Raw genomic sequence first — 17,690 nt, 5'->3', positions numbered from 1 at the left:
GGATGTGGCACCTGCTGCGGCCGCTCGGCCGCCGAGGCCGACGGGTTATCCACAGCACGGGCCATCGACACGCCCCCAGAATTACGGTCCGATCACGGTTTTCAAGCTGTTACAGATCGTTAACGAAAGGCAACATTGGCGACGCTTGACGGCGATTAGGTTTAGTGCACTGGGTCGGCGCCCGAGCCGTTCCCGTTGTAATCGCACAGCAAGGAGCAACATGAGCGTCTTCACCCGCTCGCGCACGTCCACCGTCATCGGTGGCATCGCGCTCATCGGCGCCAGCGCCCTCGTCCTCGCCGGTTGCGCCGGTGGGGGCACCGGGGGCGGCGACGAGACCACCCCGCCCACCGAGGAGCGCGACCTCACCCTGAAGATCGGGACGATCCTCCCGCAGACGGGTACCCTCGCCTTCCTCGGCCCGCCGGAGGAGGCCGGCGTCGGACTCGCCGCTGCCGACATCAACGAGGCCGCAAAGGGCATCACCATCGACGACATCGTCTGGGGTGACTCGGGCGACACCGACAACAAGGCCTACGCGACGACCATCCAGAAGCTGATCTCCGAGGACGTGACCGCCGCCATCGGCGCCGCCTCCTCGGGTGTGACGAAGCTCTTCCTCGACGACGCGGTCGCCGCCGGCATCATCACGTTCTCTCCGGCCAACACGTCGCTCGACTTCACCAACTGGGACGACAACGGCCTCTACTGGCGCACGGCTCCCGCTGACACGCTCCAGGGCGAGGTCCTCGGCAACGTCGTCGCCGAGGACGGCCACAAGAACGTCGCGGTGCTCTACCAGAACGACTCCTACGGCACCGGCCTCAACGAGGTCTTCCAGGAGGTCTTCACCGGCACCGGTGGCGAGATCGTCGCCGAGCAGTCGTACAACACCGGTGACACCAACTTCGACGCGCAGATCTCCGCGATCCTCGCCTCGAACCCGGACGCCATCGCGCTGATCACCTTCGACGAGATCTACACGATCGGCCCGGCGCTCATCGCCGCGGGCTACCCCGCCGAGAACCTGTACCTCGTCGACGGCAACCTGAAGAACTTCGGTTCGGACGAGAAGTGGCCGGCCGGCGTGAGCATGGAGGGTGCGAAGGGCACGACCCCCGCGGGTCCGGCTCCTGACACCGAGTTCCAGGGTCGACTCAACGACTGGTGGGTCGCCGACGGCAACTCGGAGCTGACCGACTTCTCGTACGCCAACGAGGCGTACGACGCGGTCATCCTGCTGGCCCTTGCGGCGCTCACGGCCAACTCGACCGACGCCGCCGACGTCGCGGGCAGCCTGCAGGAGGTCTCGGGCGGTTCGGGTGACGGCGAGAAGTGCGACAACTTCGCCGACTGCGCCGACATCATCCTCGAAGGCGGCACGGCCGACTACGACGGCTTCTCCGGCCCGATCACCTTCGACGAGCACGGCGACCCGACCGAGGCCACCATCGGTGTCTTCCAGTACGGTGCCGACAACCTCTACACGCGCATCGACCTGTAAACCAGGCTGACGCAGCACAGGGCCCCGGAGCGATCCGGGGCCCTGTCGCGTTCGCCGGTGGCGGTCCCGAGCCGCCCTTTCGGTCTCACGGGCTGAACCCGGGGTCGCCCGCGCACGACAGGGGAGGGACGGCAGCGAACAAGGAGGGGACCGGATGCTGCAGCATCCGGTCCCCTCCTTCTCTGCGTGTCGGGGTCAGACCCCGTCGGCGCCGAGGGAGCCGAGGTACAGGCCGATGACCTTGGGGTCGCTCAGCAGCTCGCGGCCGGTGCCCTCGTAGGCATCGCGTCCCTGGTCGAGGACGTAGCCGCGGTCGCAGATCTGCAGGCAGCGGCGGGCGTTCTGCTCGACCATGATCGTGGTCACGCCGGCCCTGTTGATGTCGGAGACGCGGATGAAGGCGTCGTCCTGGCGGACCGGAGACAGACCGGCCGAGGGCTCGTCGAGCAGAAGCACCGAGGGGTCCATCATGAGCGCGCGCGACATCGCGACCATCTGCCGCTCGCCGCCTGACAGGGACCCGGCGCGCTGCTTGAGACGCTTGCCCAGCTCGGCGAAGATGCCCGTCACGAACTCCAGGCGCTCGGCGTAGACCTTCGGGCGCTGATACAGGCCCATCTGCAGGTTCTCCTCGATGCTGAGCGAGGGGAACACGTTGTTGGTCTGCGGCACGAACCCGACGCCGCGCTGGACGAGCTTGTCGGACTTCAGCCCGACGACGCTCTCACCGTCGACCGTGATCTCGCCGCCGCGCACCTTGACCATGCCGAAGATGGACTTCAGCAGCGTCGACTTGCCGGCGCCGTTGGGGCCGATGATGCCGATCAGCTCGCCCTTGTGGGCGATGAGATTGGCGCTGTTGATGATGTTGATGCCCGGCAGGTAGCCCGCGGTGAGGTCCTTGACCTCGACGACGACCTGGTCGCTCTTGACCGCGGTGCCCCCGCCGACGGCGGGCGTTGTCGAAGGGTCGGTCACTTGTTCTCCTCCTCGGCTTCGGCGATCGAGGCCTCCTCGGCCTCCTTGATCTCTTCGAGCAGCTCCTCGGCGGATGCGTCGAGCTCGCCGGCCACACGCCCGGTCACGACGCCGAGGTCGACGTCCTGGTGGCTGCCGAGGTAGGCGTCCACCACCGCCGGGTCCTGCATGACGGTGTCGGGCGGGCCTTCGGCGACGACTTTGCCCTCGGCCATGACGACGACCCAGTCGGCGATGTGCCGCACCATGTGCATGTCGTGCTCGACGAAGAGCACCGTCATGCCGAGGTCTTTGAGGTCGAGGATGTGGTCGAGGAGCGACTCCGTGAGCGCCGGGTTGACACCGGCCATGGGCTCGTCGAGCATCACGAGCGTCGGGTCGCTCATGAGGGCGCGCGCCATCTCGAGGAGCTTGCGCTGACCGCCCGAGAGCGAGGCCGCGTAGTCGTCGGACTTGGCATCGAGCTTGAAGCGCGCGAGCAGCTCCATCGCCTTGTCTTCGATGTCGTTGTCCTGCTTGCGCCAGATCGCCGGGACGATGCTCGCCCAGAGGCTCTCGCCCTTCTGGGCGGTGGCGCCGAGCTTCATGTTCTCGAGCACCGTCAGCAGCGAGAGCGCCTTGGTGAGCTGGAAGGTGCGCACCTGGCCCATGCGGGCGACCTTGAACGACGGGATGCCCGACAGGTTCTTGCCGTCGAAACTCCAGGTTCCGCTGTTCGGCTTGTCGAAGCCGCACAGCAGATTGAACAGCGTCGTCTTGCCGGCGCCGTTGGGGCCGATGAGCGCGGTGATCGCGTGACGCGGGATCTCGAGGTGCCCGACGTCGACGGCGGTCAGACCGCCGAAGCGTCGGGTGATGTCGTCGATGACGAGGATCGGGTCGTTCTTGGCGACGCCGGGGACGGCATCGCCCTTCGCGAGACCGCCGGTCTTGGGACGACGGATGCTGCCGGTCGGGGTCGTGACCGTGCCCGTGCTCGACGGCACCGGCTGTGCCGCCGAGTTCGCGGGGACCACCGGCTCGGCGGCGGGCGGGTTGCTGGGCGGGTTACTTGACAAAGGTCAGCTCCCTCTTGTTTCCGAAGATGCCCTGCGGGCGGAAGATGACGATGAGCATGAGCGCGACGCCGACGAGGATGAAGCGCAGCGTCGCGGCCTGCTGGCTCGACAGCAGCGAGATGACCGGGATGTCGGACTGGGCGAGGACGGGCAGCACGTTGTCGAGGAAGCCCATGATCACCCAGAAGATCACCGAGCCGACGACCGGGCCGAACACGGTGGCGGCTCCGCCCAGCAGCAGGATCGTCCAGATGAAGAACGTGAGGCTGGTCGTGTAGGTCGCCGGGATCACGGCCGAGGGGAGCGCGAACACCACGCCGCCGAGGGCGCCGAAGACACCACCGATCATGAGCGCCTGCATCTTGTAGGAGAAGACGTTCTTGCCGAGCGAGCGCACGGCGTCCTCGTCTTCGCGGATGCCCTTGAGCACGCGGCCCCACGGGCTGCGCATGATCGCCCACACGATGTAGATCGCGATCCCCAGCAGGATGATGCCGAAGACGCGCACCCACAGCTGGTCGGCGGTCCACTCCCACGGCCCGAAGCCGTAGACGATCGGCTCGCCGTCAGCCCCGGTCTTAGGGAACGGATTCGCCCCGCGGAAGCCGGCGTGGTAGCCGCCGAGGCCGTCGGCGGAGTTCGTCCACTCGTCGAAGAGCTGAGTTGTCAGCAGCAGACGGACGATCTCGGCTGCGGCGATCGTCACGATGGCGAGGTAGTCGGCTCGCAGACGCAGCGTCGGGATACCGAGGATGAGCGCGAAGATGACCGCCGCGACGCATCCGACGAGGATGCCGACCCACCAGGGCCAGCCGAAGCTCAGGATCGAGATCGCGTACCCGTAGGCGCCGAGGGCCATGAACCCGGCCATACCGAAGTTCAGCAGGCCTCCGAAGCCGAACTGCACGGCGAGGCCGGTCGCCGCGAGGGCGTACGCGATGGTCTCCGGGCTGAAGAACCAGTAAGCGGTGTTGTTGAAGATCTGTCCCCAGTCCATGACTAACCGAGCCTCTCTTTCCGGCCCAAGATGCCCTGGGGTCTCACCAGCAGAATCAGGATCAGCACGGCCAGCGCGCCGACGTACTTCATGTCCGGCGGAATCCACAGGGTCGAGATCTCGACGAGGATGCCGACGATGAGCGCGCCGATGAGGGCGCCGAAGGCGGTGCCGAGGCCGCCGAGCGTCACCGCCGCGAAGATCAGCAGCAGCACCTGCACGCCCATGTCCCACTTCACGCCGGGGCGGAAGTACGCCCACAGCACACCGGCGATGGCGGCGAGAGCTGCCGCGAGGATCCAGACGATGCGGATCACGCGGTCGACGTTGATGCCGGACGCGGCGGCCAGACCCGGGTTGTCGCTGATGGCGCGCGTCGCCTTGCCGATGCGGGTGCGCAGCAGCCAGTAGGCGACGGCGATCAGGAGCACGATGCTGATCGCCATCGAGGCGACATCGATCCACGACAGCTTGATCGGGCCGAAGACGATGTCGCGAGGGGCGCCGGCTCCGGGCAGCTGGTAGGTGCCGCCGCCGATGAAGAACTGGAACACGTAGCGGCCGGCGAGCGAGAGGCCGATGCTCACGATCATGAGCTGCACGAGCCCGAGTCCTCGCCGGCGCAGCGGCTTCCACAGACCCGCGTCGAGCGCCCAGCCGAGGGCCGCGCCGAGCACGATCACGATCGGGATGGTGATGTACATCGGCACCTTGAGCCACACGCCGAAGATGAGCGCCATCACGGCGCCGTACGTCAGCATCTCGCCGTGGGCGAAGTTGCTGAGGCCGGTCGTGCCGAAGATCAAGGAGACGCCGACGGCCGCGAGCGCGAGCAGCAGGCCGAAGTTGACGCCGTTCATGAGCCGCTCGATGAGCTGGTCCCAGAACGACGTCGTGACCCTCTCGCCCTCACCGAGGAAGAGGTTGACGATCTTCGACCCGGTGAGGCCGAACGAGACGTCGAACGACGCCGTCGTGCCCTGCTTCGGCTGAGTGCCCTCCGGCAGCTGCGCCGGGTCGACGATGACGCCTTCGGGAAGGGTGTCCTCATCCACCGTGAGGACGTATTCCTCTTTCTCAGGCACGTACAGACGCCACTTGCCCTCGGCATCGGTGACGGTCTCGGCCTCGAAGCCGTTGCCTTCGATCGACATCGTCACGCCCTCGACGGGCTCGTCGTCGTACGTGATCACGCCGCCGAAGTAGAAGTCGGTCTGCTCCTGGTCCCCTCCGGGGGTGTCGGGGGCGTCCGCGCGCGCAACCGTGGGTGCGGACAGGAATACCATTCCCGCGGCCAAGAGCGCGCCGAAGATCGCGAGGATCCAGCGGCGGCTGTTGATCGTGGTCGCAGTCGTAGGACCCACAGAACCTCCAGTTCGGCACACCACGCGGACACCGAAGCTCGGGTCGCATCGGCCGTGATGACGACGCTACGACTGTAATGTGTCGTCGCTGTTTCGCCCAAGGTCCCTTGTGGATAAGTGATGCGATCGCAACCGGCCGGCACTCACCGGCCCGCGCGCGCCTGCCCGTGCCGTTATCGCGGGAACAATCGGCGCCCGCCGACGCTTAGAATCGAGTACGGAGCGTCACGAGCGCACCGGCCGCCGCCGTCCAAGACCCCGAGAGCACGCGCGCGCCCGCGCGAGGAGACCCCCATGGAGCACAACGACCCCTTCGGCTTCGTCGGACTGACCTACGACGATGTGCTGCTGCTGCCCGGCCACACCGACGTGATCCCCAGCGAAGCCGACACCTCGTCCCGAGTGACGCGACGCATCACCGTCGCGACCCCGCTCATCTCGAGCGCGATGGACACGGTGACGGAGTCACGCATGGCGATCGCGATCGCCCGCGAAGGCGGCCTCGGGATCATCCACCGCAACCTCTCGATCGAGGATCAGGCCGCGATGGTCGACCGTGTCAAGCGGAGCGAGTCGGGCATGATCACCGACCCGATCACGACCACCCCCGACGCGACGATCGAAGAGGTCGACTCCCTCTGCGCCCAATACCGCATCTCCGGCCTTCCGGTCGTCGACGACGAGAACCACCTCGTCGGCATCGTCACCAACCGCGACATGCGGTTCGTCTCGGGCTTCGAGCGCCAGACCACCAAGGTGCGCGACGTCATGACGACCGACGGCCTCGTCACCGGACGCGTCGGCATCAGTGCGGGTGAGGTCATCGCCCTCTTCGCGCAGCACCGCGTCGAGAAGCTCCCGCTCATCGACGAGCACGGCAAGCTCGCCGGCCTCATCACCATCAAGGACTTCGACAAGAGCGAGAAGTACCCGCTCGCCACCAAGGACGAACAGGGCCGCCTGCGGGTCGGCGCCGCCATCGGCTTCTTCGGTGACGCGTGGCAGCGCGCCGAGGCGCTGCGCGACGCCGGGGTCGACGTCCTGGTCGTCGACACCGCCAACGGCCAGTCGGCCGGCGTGATCGACATCGTCCGCCGCCTCAAGGCCGACGCGAGCTTCGACCACATCGACGTCATCGGCGGCAACGTCGCGACCCGCGAGGGCGCACAGGCGCTCATCGACGCCGGCGTCGACGCCGTCAAGGTCGGCGTCGGACCGGGCTCGATCTGCACCACCCGCGTGGTCGCCGGCGTCGGCGTGCCGCAGGTCACCGCCGTATACGAGGCGTACCTCGCCGCTCGTGAGTCCGGCATCCCCGTGATCGCCGACGGGGGCCTGCAGTACTCGGGCGACATCGCCAAGGCGCTCGTCGCCGGCGCCGACACCGTCATGCTCGGTTCTCTCCTCGCCGGCACCGACGAGTCGCCGGGCGAGATCGTCTTCCAGGGCGGCAAGCAGTTCAAGCAGTACCGCGGAATGGGGTCGCTGGGCGCGCTGCAGACCCGCGGCAAGAAGACCTCGTACTCGAAGGACCGCTACTTCCAGGCAGACGTCCCCAACGACGACAAGCTCATCCCCGAGGGCATCGAGGGTCAGGTCGCCTACCGCGGTCCGGTCTCGGCCGTCGCCTACCAGCTCGTCGGCGGCCTTCGCCAGTCGATGTTCTACGTCGGCGCCCGTACGATCGACGAGCTCAAGGCCAAGGGCAAGTTCGTCCGCATCACCGCGGCCGGCCTCAAGGAATCCCACCCCCACGACGTGCAGATCGTCGTCGAGGCCCCCAACTACAAGAAGTAACCCCTTCGGAACGGATGCTGCGGCCCGGCGCGCTGCGCCGGGCCGCAGCATCCGTCTCTCCGGCCGAGGCTCGTCGAGAAACCGCGATCCGCCGGAGAAACCGCGCGGAGCGTGATGTGCGCACCCGATCATGGTTTCTCGTTCCGGCGGAGCGAGTGAATCACGTAAGGAGACGCGGAGGAGCTCGGCCGTCTGGGCGGAGTCGTCGGTCGCCAGGCCCATCGCACCCGCACCGACGGCAACGTACGGGACATGCTCGGTCATGGGGGCCTCCGGAAGCTGGGGTGGGGTGGGAGCGGGGGAGCCGCCGCGGTTGCCGGCCCGACGCGACTGCCTCGCGCGTCCGCCGGCGGTGGCGCGCAGCATCCGACCGTCTCTTATCCGACCGCCGCGCGCGACACCGTCCCGGACGCGGTGACGGAGTGTGACTGTGGGCGCCCCACCGCCGGTGTCGCTACCCTGGCGGCATGATCCGGCAGCGGCGGCACCCGGCGGCGACGCAGCGCACGACGCGTCTCGAGGCGTTCACCGACGGGGTGTTCGCGATCGCGGCGACACTGCTTGTGCTCGACCTCACGCAGCACTCGCTCGGCGAAGTCGACTCGAATGCAGAGATGTGGGCCGCACTCGCCGGCATGTACGAGCTGTTCTTGAACTTCGGCCTGAGCTTCGTGCTGCTCTGTCTGATGTGGATGGTGCACGTCCAGCAGTTCGAGCACGTCGCCCGCGTGGACGCGACCACGGTGTGGCTCAACAACGCGCGCCTGCTGTTCATCGTGCTCGTGCCGTTCGCGACGAACCTGACTACGGAGTACTCCGAGTGGCTCGCCGGACGGCTCGCGATGCCGGTGACGTTCTTCCTCGCGATCCTGTTCAGCTGGCTGCAGTGGGGCTGGGCTGTCCGGCAGCGTGACGTGCTGCTTCCCGACATGAGCCAGGACGATGCCATCGCCTACGGGCGCAGCTCGCTGAGCGCCCTCATCATCTCGGCCGTCGTCGTGGTGCTCGCACCGTGGATCGGGTCGATCGCATTCCTGCTGTTCGTGCTCGACGGGCCCTTCACGCGCCTGCTGCGCGGACGGAACAGCTGACGCGCAGCACCCCGGACGGTGATGTCGACGGATGCCTCGGGCTGAGGCATCCGTCGACATCATGTGCTCTCGCCGAGGAGACACGTTGTCGGCGTACACGCCATGTCATCTCGGCGAGAGCACACGCTCCCAACGCGCGGGCCTACGCAGCGGCTGCGAGCTCGGGCTCGGCGGCCTCGGTCTCGGGCGAAGCTGGGGCGGCAGCATCCGTCGCGCCCTTCCCGGACGGGAGCCACAGCGCCGCGATCGTCGCCGCGAACAGCACGACCGCGCCGGTGAAGACGGCGGGGCGCGCGGCATCGACGTACATGTCGGGGAGGAGCTCGCCGCCGGCGCTGACGAAGATCGCCGTCATCACGGCGGTGCCGAGGGCGACGCCGAGCTCGCGGACCGTGGAGTTCACGCCCGACGCCTTGGCGTGGTCGATGAGTCCGAGGGTCGCGAGCAGTGCCGTCGCGGACGGGGCGAAGACGAGCGCCATGCCGACCCCGGCCATGATGAACGGCGCGATGAGCGTGGGGTAGTCGAGGTCGGTCGACATGACGGCGGCGATCCAGGTGAGGGCCAGGCCCTGCAGCGCGAGGCCGAGCACCAGGAGCACGCGTGTGCCGACACGCGGGGCGAGGATGCCGGCGATCGGGGCGACGATCATGGGCGCGAGCGTCCACGGAGTGGTCTGCACGGCGGCCTCGAGCGGGGTCGAGCCCTGCACGACCTGCAGGTACTGGATGAGGATGAACACCGCGCCGAACGTGCCGAAGCTGAACGCGAAGCCGACGAGGTTCGTGATCGAGAACGAGCGGTCGCGGAAGAGGCGCAGCGGCATCAGCGGGGCCTGCGCCCGCGTCTGCCACCACAGGAACGCCGCGATGAGGAGGGCGCCGAGCACGATCTCGGCGATGACCCCGACCGAGTCCCAGCCGTCGTCGTTGCCGCGGACGATCGCATGGACGAGGGCGAGCACGCCGGCGGCCGCAAGCAGCGCACCCGGGACGTCGATGCGCGCACGGGCGCCGAAGTCATTGTTCAGCACGACGAGGGCGAGCGGGATCGCGATGATCGCCACGGGCACATTGATCCAGAAGATCGCCTGCCAGTCCCAGCCCTCCATGATCGCCCCGCCGACGAGCGGGCCGACCGCGACGCCGAGGCCCGAGACGCCGCCCCAGATGCCGATGGCGAGGGCGCGTCGCGCGGGCGGCACCGCCCCGCTCAGCAGGGCGAGCGACAGCGGCATCACGCCCGCCGCGCCGAGGCCCTGCACGGCGCGGGCGGCGATCAGCTGTGTCGGGTCGGTGCTGAGCGCGGCGAGCACCGAACCCACGCCGAACACCGCGATGCCGATCGCGAAGAGGGTGCGGCGACCGAACCGGTCGCCGAGCGCGGAGGCGACGAGGATCGCGCCGGCGAACGCCAACGTGTAGGCGTTGACGAACCACTGCAGCTCTTCGACGCTCGCGCCCATCTCCTGGTGCAGCACCGGGAGCGCGTTCGTCATGACGAGGTTGTCGAGCGTGGCCATGAACATCGGAAGGGATGCTGCGGCCACCACGAGCGCGAACGGCCGGGCGCGCCGCGGGGTCGCGGTGAGGGGTGATTCGGTCACGAGAGACTCCGGTTGTAATTGGATGATTACGTACTGGACGCCAATGTAGTAATCGACTGATTACAAAGTCAAGTAATTCGCTGATAACCTTTCGGCATGACAGCTCCAGCAGCGAGTGCGAGCGGCACCGTCGCCGCCGACGAGGCGGCCGACACGGGCAAGCGCCTGTCGTCCGAAGAGCGGCGCCGCCAGATCCTGGTGGCCGCGCTCGCGGTGTTCGGCGCCCGCGGCTACGAGGGTGCGACGACCGACGAGGTGGCCCGGGCGGCCGGCGTGAGCCAGCCGTACGTCGTGCGCCTGTTCGGCTCGAAGGAGAACCTCTTCCTCGCGGTGCTCGACGACGCCCTCGCGCGCATGCTCGCGGGCTTCCGCGCGGCGCTTGCCGACGAGACCCCGCACGATCCCGACATCACGCCCGAGAAGTCCGCCGCCAAGCGCATCGGGCAGGCCTACGTCGACCTCATCGAGGTGCGAGGCCTCCACCAGACTCTCGCGCACGCCTATCTGCTGGGAAGCCACCCCGCGATCGGGGCCGCCGCGCGGCGGGGATTCGCGAAGGTGTGGCGCTTCTTCCGCGACGAGATGGGGCTCGACGCCGACGAGTCGCGCGCGTTCATGGCCGAGGGCATGCTCATCTCGACGATGATCGGCCTGCGCATCGTCGACGACTACGGCTCCGACCCGCAGATCACCGAGCTCTTCCGCTCCTGCTTCCCGACCGAGCTGCCTCACGTGCTCGAGGTCCTCCCGCGCGGCACCGACCGCTGGTAGCGGAGCGGGACGGATGCCGCAGGTCGCAGCATCCGTTCGCATCACGTGATCTCGCCGAGCGCACACGTCGTTCACGTGCACAACGTGTCGCCTCTGTGAGAGCACGCGATGTGAACGGGCGGCGACGGATGCTGCGCCCTGGCCCGCGTCGGGGGCGCGGCGTAGGGTCGGGGGCATGTGCCGGAACATCCACACGCTCCACAACTTCGAGCCCGCCGCCTCGTCCGCAGAGGTCCACGCCGCCGCGCTCCAGTACGTGCGCAAGATCGCGGGCACCACGAAGCCGTCGAAGGCGAACCAGGAGGCGTTCGATCGCGCGGTGCACGAGATCGCGCACATCACGCAGCACCTGCTCGACGACCTCGTCGCAGTGACGCCGCCGAAGAATCGCGAAGTCGAGGCCGCCAAGGCCCGCGAGCGCGCGATCAAGTCCGGCCGGTACGCCGCGCCGGCCGCCTGAGCCCCGCCTCCGGTCGCAGAGCGGTGGGATAGTCTGGTCGGCTCCCCAGCGGACGAACCCGTCCCGCGGAGCAGACAGGAAGCACCGTGGGGTACATCGACATCGCCGCCGTCTCGTACGCGCTGCCGGACGGCCGGCCGCTGCTCGACGAGGTCTCGTTCCGCGTGGGCGAGGGGTCGACGACGGCGCTCATCGGCCAGAACGGCGCCGGCAAGACCACGCTGCTGCGCATCATCCGGGGTGAGACGCCCGCGCTCTCGGGCGTCGTCGCGATCGACGGCGGACTCGGCGTGATGGACCAGTTCGTCGGCCACGGCGAGGCCGGGCAGACCGTCCACGACCTCCTCATCTCCGTCTCGCCCGACCGCGTGCGCCATGCCGCGCGCGAGCTCGAGGACTCCGAGGCGGCGATCATCGAGCAGGACGACCTCGACACGCAGATGCGGTACGCCGGGGCGCTCGCCGACTACGCCGAGGCCGGCGGCTACGAGTACGAGACCGTCTGGGACACGTGCACGACGACGGCTCTCGGCATTCCGTTCTCGCGGGCACGGTTCCGCGAGCTCACCACGCTCTCGGGCGGTGAGCAGAAGCGGCTGGCGCTCGAGGCGCTGCTGCGCGGCACCGACCAGGTGCTGCTGCTCGACGAGCCCGACAACTACCTCGACGTGCCCGGCAAGCGCTGGCTCGAGGAGCGCCTGCGCGAGACGAACAAGACGGTGCTGCTCGTGTCGCACGACCGCGAGCTGCTGGCCCGGGCGGCCGACCGCATCGTCACGCTCGAGGCGGGCGGTGCCGGCAGCACGGCCTGGGTGCACGGCGGCGGCTTCGGCACGTATCACCGTGCTCGGGAGGATCGGATGCTGCGCCTCGACGAACTGCGCCGCCGCTGGGACGAGCAGCACGTCAAGCTGAAGGAGCTCGTGGCGACCCTCAAGGTGAAGGCCACCGCGAACGACACGTTCACCTCGCGGTACCGCGCCGCCCAGACGCGCCTGCGCAAGTTCGAGGAGGCGGGCCCGCCGCAGGAACGCCCCAGGGAGCAGGACCTCGACGTGCGCCTGCGCGGTGCGCGCACCGGGCGGCGCGCGGTTGTCGCGGAGCAACTCGAGCTGACCGGACTCATGAAGCCGTTCGACCTCGAGGTGTGGTTCGGCGACCGAGTCGCGGTGCTGGGCTCGAACGGCTCGGGCAAGTCGCACTTCCTGCGGCTGCTCGCCCGCGGCGGCACCGACCCCGACGCGCGGCTCGGGCACGTGACGACCACCGGCGCGGGGCTCGAGACGGTGGCGCACACCGGCCGCGGCATCCTCGGCGCGCGCGTGGTGCCGGGATGGTTCGCGCAGACCCACCGCCATCCCGAGTTCGACGGAAAGACGCTGCTGGACATCCTGCATCGCGGGGAGGACGCCCGGGCCGGTCTGCCGCGCGAGGCGGCCAGCAGCGCGCTCGACCGCTACGGACTGGTCGCGCAGGCCGAGCAGACCTTCGACAGCCTGTCGGGCGGACAGCAGGCGAGGTTCCAGATCCTGCTGCTCGAGCTCTCCGGCGCCACGCTGCTGCTGCTCGACGAGCCGACCGACAACCTCGACCTCGTCTCGGCCGAGGCGCTGCAGGACGCGCTCGCCCGCTTCGAGGGCACCGTGCTCGCGGTGACGCACGACCGCTGGCTCGCGAAATCCTTCGACCGCTTCCTCGTGTTCGGCTCCGACGGCCGGGTCTTCGAGGCCACCGAGCCCGTCTGGGACGAGACCCGGGTCGCGCGGGCGCGCTGACGCTTTCGAGTCGCGATAACCCCGGAAGGTAGGGTGGACGCGTGAGCATGGACATCGAACTCGGCCGGGCCAAGCGCGCGCGCCGCGCCTACTCGTTCGACGACATCGCCGTGGTGCCGTCGCGGCGCACGCGCAACCCCGAGGACGTCTCGACCACCTGGACGATCGACGCGTTCAGCTTCGACATCCCGGTGCTGGGCGCCCCGATGGACTCGGTCGTGAGCCCGCGCACCGCGATCATGCTGGGTCAGCTCGGCGGCCTCGGCGTCCTCGACCTCGAGGGCCTCTGGACCCGCTACGACGACCCCGAGCCGCTGCTCGCCGAGATCGCCGGCCTCGAGAAGGCCGCCGCGACGCGCCGCATGCAGGAGCTCTACGCCGAGCCCATCAAGCCCGAGCTCGTGCGCGATCGCCTCGCCGAGATCCGCGCCGGGGGCGTGACGGTCGCCGGCTCCCTCACTCCGCAGCGCACCCAGGAGCTGTACGAGACGGTCGTGGCCGCCGGCGTCGACGTCTTCGTGATCCGCGGAACCACGGTCTCCGCCGAGCACGTCTCGAGCGTCGACCAGCCGCTGAACCTCAAGAAGTTCATCTACGACCTCGACGTTCCCGTCATCGTCGGCGGCGCGTCGACGTACACCGCCGCGCTGCACCTCATGCGCACGGGTGCCGCCGGCGTGCTCGTCGGCTTCGGCGGGGGAGCGGCGTCCACGACGCGCGCCACCCTGGGCCTTCACGCCCCGATGGCCACCGCGGTCGCCGACGTCGCGGGCGCGCGCCGCGACTACCTCGACGAGTCGGGCGGGCGCTATGTGCACGTCATCGCCGACGGTGGCGTGGGCACGTCGGGCGACATCGTCAAGGCGATCGCGATGGGCGCCGACGCCGTGATGCTCGGAGTCGCGCTCGCGCGGGCGACGGATGCTCCGGGCCAGGGCTTCCACTGGGGACCCGAGGCGCACCACGCCAAGCTGCCGCGCGGCCGCCGCGTGAGGGTCGACCAGGTCGCATCGCTCGAAGAGGTCCTTTACGGCCCCGCCCCGGTCGCCGACGGCACCGCGAACCTCATCGGGGCGCTGCGCAAGTCCATGGCGACGACCGGATACTCCGACCTCAAGGAGTTCCAGCGGGTCGAGGTCGTCGTCGCGCCGTACGCCGCGGGATGACGGATGCCATGACCGACCCCGACCCGGCGGGAACGGCCGACCTCGCCCCCGAAGCCTTCCCGCCGACCCTGCGCGAGGTGATGCTGCGGCCGCGATGGATCGGGATGCTGCTGCTCTGCCTCGTCGTCGCGGGAGTGTTCGCGTGGCTCGGGCAGTGGCAGCTGGGTCGTGCGGTGCAGACGAATGCGGTGCCCCCGGGGGCGACGGAGGAGGTGCAGCCCCTCGCGGACGTCGCGCTGCCGGGCGAGTACCTCCCCGAGCCGCTGGTGGGCCAGCGCGTTCAGACGCGCGGCACTTGGGTGCCCGAGGACTTCATCGTCGTCCAGTCGCGCTACAACGACGGTGCCCTGGGCTACTGGGTGACCGGGCAGCTGCGCATCGACCCCGACGTGAGCGCGACGGTCGGCCCGACCTCGGTCGCGGTGGCGCTCGGGTGGGCCTCCACCGAAGAGGACGCACGCGCGGCCGTCGAGCAGCTCGAGGGCGCAGCATCCGTCTCCGAGACCGTCGAGGTGACCGGACGCCTGATCTCCGACGAAGGGCCGGTGCTTCCGCCCCGTGGCGAGGATCCGCAGACGCTGACGCGCATGTCGCCGGCCGCACTGCTCGGCCAGTGGCACGATGTCGACGCCCTGTTCGTCTACCGGCCCTACATCGCCTCGGTCGAGGCCGTCGCGGGTCTCGACGCGATCTCATCGCCGGCGCCGGTCGAGGGCTCGGGCATCAACTGGCTCAACATCTTCTACGCCGTCGAGTGGGCGGTCTTCGCGGGCTTCGCGTTCTACCTCTGGTACCGCCTCGCGAAGGACGCGTGGGAGAAGGAGGTCGAGGACTTCGAGGACGACCGCGCGTCCGGCGACGACCCCGAGCCCGCAGCATCCTGAGCGGGAAACGCCCCGCAGCCCTGAGCCAGGGATTCGGGCACAGCGCCGCGGGTAGACTGGGGGCCATGCCCCGCGCCCCGAAGCTCGCTTCCTTTCCGGCGATCCGCGGAGCCCTGAAGTTCTACCAGATCTGCTCGATCATCACGGGCACGATGCTGCTGCTGCTCGTCGCCGAGATGATCGTCAAGTACGCGGTCGGCTACGAGCTGTTCCTCGGTGGTTCCGGCGGATTCCTGTGGTTCGCGCCCGTCGTCGAGACGGCCTCCGGCCTCGAGTCGACCGGTGACGGGTTCAACCTGTCGCTCGGCATCCTCGTCGCCCACGGCTGGTTCTACGTGGTCTACCTGATCTCGTGCTTCCGCGTGTGGAGCCTGATGCGGTGGAACCTCCTGCGTCTGGGCATGCTCGCCGCGGGCGGCATCGTGCCCCTCCTCTCGTTCTTCATGGAGGCGCGCGTCGGCCGCGACGTCAAGACCTACCTGGCCGAGCGTGAGGCAGCCGAGCTGCACTCGCAGGCCGGGCACTCCACTCTCACCCACGCCATCCCGACGGAGAACAAGCGTTGACCCAGAGCCCTTCACAAACAGCGACCGATACGTCCCAGCGCCCCGTTCTCGTCGTCGATTTCGGCGCCCAGTATGCGCAGCTGATCGCGCGCCGTGTGCGCGAGGCGGGCGTCTACAGCGAGATCGTCCCGCACACCGCGAGCGCCGCCGACATCGCGGCGAAGAACCCGGTCGGCATCATCCTGTCGGGCGGCCCGTCGTCGGTGTACGAAGCGGGCGCCCCCGCGCTCGACACCGGGGTCTTCGACCTCGGCGTGCCGACGCTGGGCATCTGCTACGGCTTCCAGGTCATGGCGCAGGCGCTCGGCGGCGAGGTCGCGAACACCGGACTCCGTGAGTACGGAGCGACGGATGCCGTCGTCGCGAACGACGGTGGTGTGCTGCTGGCTGGGCAGCCCCTCGAGCAGAACGTCTGGATGAGCCACGGCGACCAGGTGTCGCGCGCACCGGAGGGCTTCGAGGTGCTCGCGGCGACGGCTGCCACGCCGGTCGCCGCCTTCGGCAGCGACGAGCGGCGCCTGTACGGTGTGCAGTGGCACCCCGAGGTCAAGCACTCCGACCACGGCCAGCGGGTCATCGAGAACTTCCTGCACAAGGCGGCGGGTCTTCCGGCCGACTGGAACAGCGGCAATGTCATCGCCGAGCAGGTCGCGAAGATCCAGGCGCAGGTCGGCACAGGCCGCGTGATCTGCGGTCTGTCGGGCGGTGTCGACTCCGCTGTCGCGGCGGCCCTCGTGCACAAGGCCGTCGGCGACCAGCTCGTCTGCATCTTCGTCGATCACGGGCTCCTCCGTAAGCACGAGCGCGAGCAGGTCGAGCAGGACTACGTCGCCTCGACCGGTGTGCGCCTGGTCACCGTCGACGCGCGCGAGCAGTTCCTGAACGCCCTCGCCGGAGTCAGCGATCCCGAGCAGAAGCGCAAGATCATCGGCCGCGAGTTCATCCGCACGTTCGAGCAGGCCGAGGCCGCGCTCGTCGCGGAGGCAGAGGCCGACGGCGAGCCCATCCGCTTCCTCGTGCAGGGCACGCTGTACCCCGACGTCGTCGAGTCGGGTGGCGGCACGGGCACCGCGAACATCAAGTCGCACCACAACGTCGGCGGCCTCCCCGAGGACCTGCAGTTCGAGCTCGTCGAGCCGCTGCGCACCCTGTTCAAGGACGAGGTGCGTGCGATCGGACGCGAACTGGGGCTCCCCGAGGTGATCGTGGGCCGCCAGCCGTTTCCGGGCCCCGGCCTCGGCATCCGGATCGTGGGTGAGGTCACCGCTGACCGTCTCGAGATTCTGCGCGATGCCGACGCCATCGCCCGGGAGGAGCTGACGAAGGCCGGGCTCGACGGCGAGATCTGGCAGTGCCCGGTGGTCCTCCTCGCCGACGTGCGCTCGGTCGGCGTGCAGGGCGACGGCCGCACCTACGGCCACCCGATCGTGCTGCGCCCCGTCTCGAGCGAGGACGCGATGACCGCCGACTGGACGCGCCTGCCCTACGACGTGCTCTCCAGGATCTCGAACCGCATCACCAACGAGGTCCGCGAGGTCAACCGCGTGGTGCTCGACGTGACGTCGAAGCCCCCGGGGACCATCGAGTGGGAGTGAGCTCATGACGAACGCCTCGGCGATGCCGGGGCGTTCGTCGTTTTCCCGGGCGCCTCGGCGGGCCGGGTGGTCTGCTCA

Annotated in this window: 15 protein-coding genes; 10 read left to right on the top strand and 5 right to left on the bottom strand. The window is 69.2% G+C overall.

Annotation, left to right across the window (positions count from 1 at the left end; genetic code table 11):
- Positions 1 to 220: 220 nt before the first annotated feature.
- Positions 221 to 1,504 (top strand): ABC transporter substrate-binding protein, encoded by a 1,284-nt coding sequence (locus tag MRBLWH7_RS09780; protein WP_342001619.1) that lies wholly within the window; start codon positions 221 to 223, stop codon positions 1,502 to 1,504.
- A 195-nt stretch (positions 1,505 to 1,699) separates the two neighbouring features.
- Here the strand turns inward: MRBLWH7_RS09780 and MRBLWH7_RS09775 are convergent, their stop codons facing one another.
- From MRBLWH7_RS09775 to MRBLWH7_RS09760, 4 genes are all read right to left on the bottom strand, one after another.
- On the bottom strand, positions 1,700 to 2,482 hold the full coding sequence (locus MRBLWH7_RS09775; RefSeq protein ID WP_342001618.1) for an ABC transporter ATP-binding protein: 783 nt from the start codon (positions 2,480 to 2,482) through the stop codon (positions 1,700 to 1,702).
- Positions 2,479 to 3,426, bottom strand: coding sequence for an ABC transporter ATP-binding protein (locus tag MRBLWH7_RS09770; protein ID WP_342002003.1), 948 nt, complete (start codon positions 3,424 to 3,426; stop codon positions 2,479 to 2,481). Before MRBLWH7_RS09770 ends, MRBLWH7_RS09775 begins: the two co-directional genes overlap by 4 nt.
- A gap of 103 nt (positions 3,427 to 3,529) precedes the next feature.
- Positions 3,530 to 4,537: a branched-chain amino acid ABC transporter permease gene (locus tag MRBLWH7_RS09765; protein WP_342001615.1), complete on the bottom strand. Its 1,008-nt coding sequence runs from the start codon at positions 4,535 to 4,537 to the stop codon at positions 3,530 to 3,532.
- Positions 4,538 to 4,539: 2 nt separating this feature from the next.
- Complete coding sequence (locus MRBLWH7_RS09760) at positions 4,540 to 5,901, bottom strand: branched-chain amino acid ABC transporter permease (protein ID WP_342001613.1); 1,362 nt, start codon at positions 5,899 to 5,901, stop codon at positions 4,540 to 4,542.
- A gap of 294 nt (positions 5,902 to 6,195) precedes the next feature.
- Here MRBLWH7_RS09760 and guaB point away from each other — a divergent pair, with 294 nt between their 5' ends.
- The gene (gene guaB, locus MRBLWH7_RS09755; protein ID WP_342001611.1) at positions 6,196 to 7,698 is read left to right on the top strand and encodes an IMP dehydrogenase; all 1,503 of its coding nucleotides are present in this window, start codon (positions 6,196 to 6,198) and stop codon (positions 7,696 to 7,698) included.
- A 467-nt stretch (positions 7,699 to 8,165) separates the two neighbouring features.
- On the top strand, positions 8,166 to 8,789 hold the full coding sequence (locus MRBLWH7_RS09750; protein WP_342001608.1) for a TMEM175 family protein: 624 nt from the start codon (positions 8,166 to 8,168) through the stop codon (positions 8,787 to 8,789).
- Positions 8,790 to 8,931: 142 nt separating this feature from the next.
- Here the strand turns inward: MRBLWH7_RS09750 and MRBLWH7_RS09745 are convergent, their stop codons facing one another.
- Complete coding sequence (locus tag MRBLWH7_RS09745; protein ID WP_342001605.1) at positions 8,932 to 10,395, bottom strand: MFS transporter; 1,464 nt, start codon at positions 10,393 to 10,395, stop codon at positions 8,932 to 8,934.
- A gap of 96 nt (positions 10,396 to 10,491) precedes the next feature.
- Between MRBLWH7_RS09745 and MRBLWH7_RS09740 the strand changes: the two genes are divergently transcribed.
- The 7 genes from MRBLWH7_RS09740 to guaA all read left to right on the top strand — a co-directional run bounded on the left by MRBLWH7_RS09740 (position 10,492) and on the right by guaA (position 17,612).
- Positions 10,492 to 11,166 carry a TetR/AcrR family transcriptional regulator gene (locus MRBLWH7_RS09740; RefSeq protein ID WP_342001603.1) on the top strand — a complete coding sequence of 225 codons (675 nt, stop codon included), beginning with the start codon at positions 10,492 to 10,494 and terminating at the stop codon, positions 11,164 to 11,166.
- Between the two features lie 175 nt (positions 11,167 to 11,341).
- Entirely contained in the window at positions 11,342 to 11,626 is a 285-nt protein-coding gene (locus MRBLWH7_RS09735; RefSeq protein WP_342001601.1) for a DUF2277 domain-containing protein, read from the top strand.
- A gap of 86 nt (positions 11,627 to 11,712) precedes the next feature.
- Positions 11,713 to 13,401 carry an ATP-binding cassette domain-containing protein gene (locus MRBLWH7_RS09730; RefSeq protein WP_342001599.1) on the top strand — a complete coding sequence of 563 codons (1,689 nt, stop codon included), beginning with the start codon at positions 11,713 to 11,715 and terminating at the stop codon, positions 13,399 to 13,401.
- A 47-nt stretch (positions 13,402 to 13,448) separates the two neighbouring features.
- Complete coding sequence (locus MRBLWH7_RS09725) at positions 13,449 to 14,567, top strand: GuaB3 family IMP dehydrogenase-related protein (RefSeq protein ID WP_342002001.1); 1,119 nt, start codon at positions 13,449 to 13,451, stop codon at positions 14,565 to 14,567.
- 80 nt (positions 14,568 to 14,647) lie between these two features.
- A complete protein-coding gene (locus tag MRBLWH7_RS09720) occupies positions 14,648 to 15,451 on the top strand; it encodes an SURF1 family cytochrome oxidase biogenesis protein (RefSeq protein ID WP_342001999.1) in 804 nt (267 codons plus the stop codon).
- Positions 15,452 to 15,516: 65 nt separating this feature from the next.
- Positions 15,517 to 16,017, top strand: a complete 501-nt coding sequence (locus tag MRBLWH7_RS09715; RefSeq protein ID WP_342001597.1) for a DUF3817 domain-containing protein — start codon at positions 15,517 to 15,519, stop codon at positions 16,015 to 16,017.
- On the top strand, positions 16,014 to 17,612 hold the full coding sequence (gene guaA, locus MRBLWH7_RS09710; protein ID WP_342001595.1) for a glutamine-hydrolyzing GMP synthase: 1,599 nt from the start codon (positions 16,014 to 16,016) through the stop codon (positions 17,610 to 17,612). The genes MRBLWH7_RS09715 and guaA overlap by 4 nt, the downstream gene beginning before the upstream one ends.
- Positions 17,613 to 17,690: the final 78 nt, after the last annotated feature.

This window comes from Microbacterium sp. LWH7-1.2 (assembly GCF_038397755.1).
In the GTDB taxonomy this organism is placed as follows: Bacteria; Actinomycetota; Actinomycetes; order Actinomycetales; family Microbacteriaceae; genus Microbacterium.
Note: the sequence above shows the minus strand (reverse complement) of the source record. Positions and strands in the feature narration are given on the sequence as shown.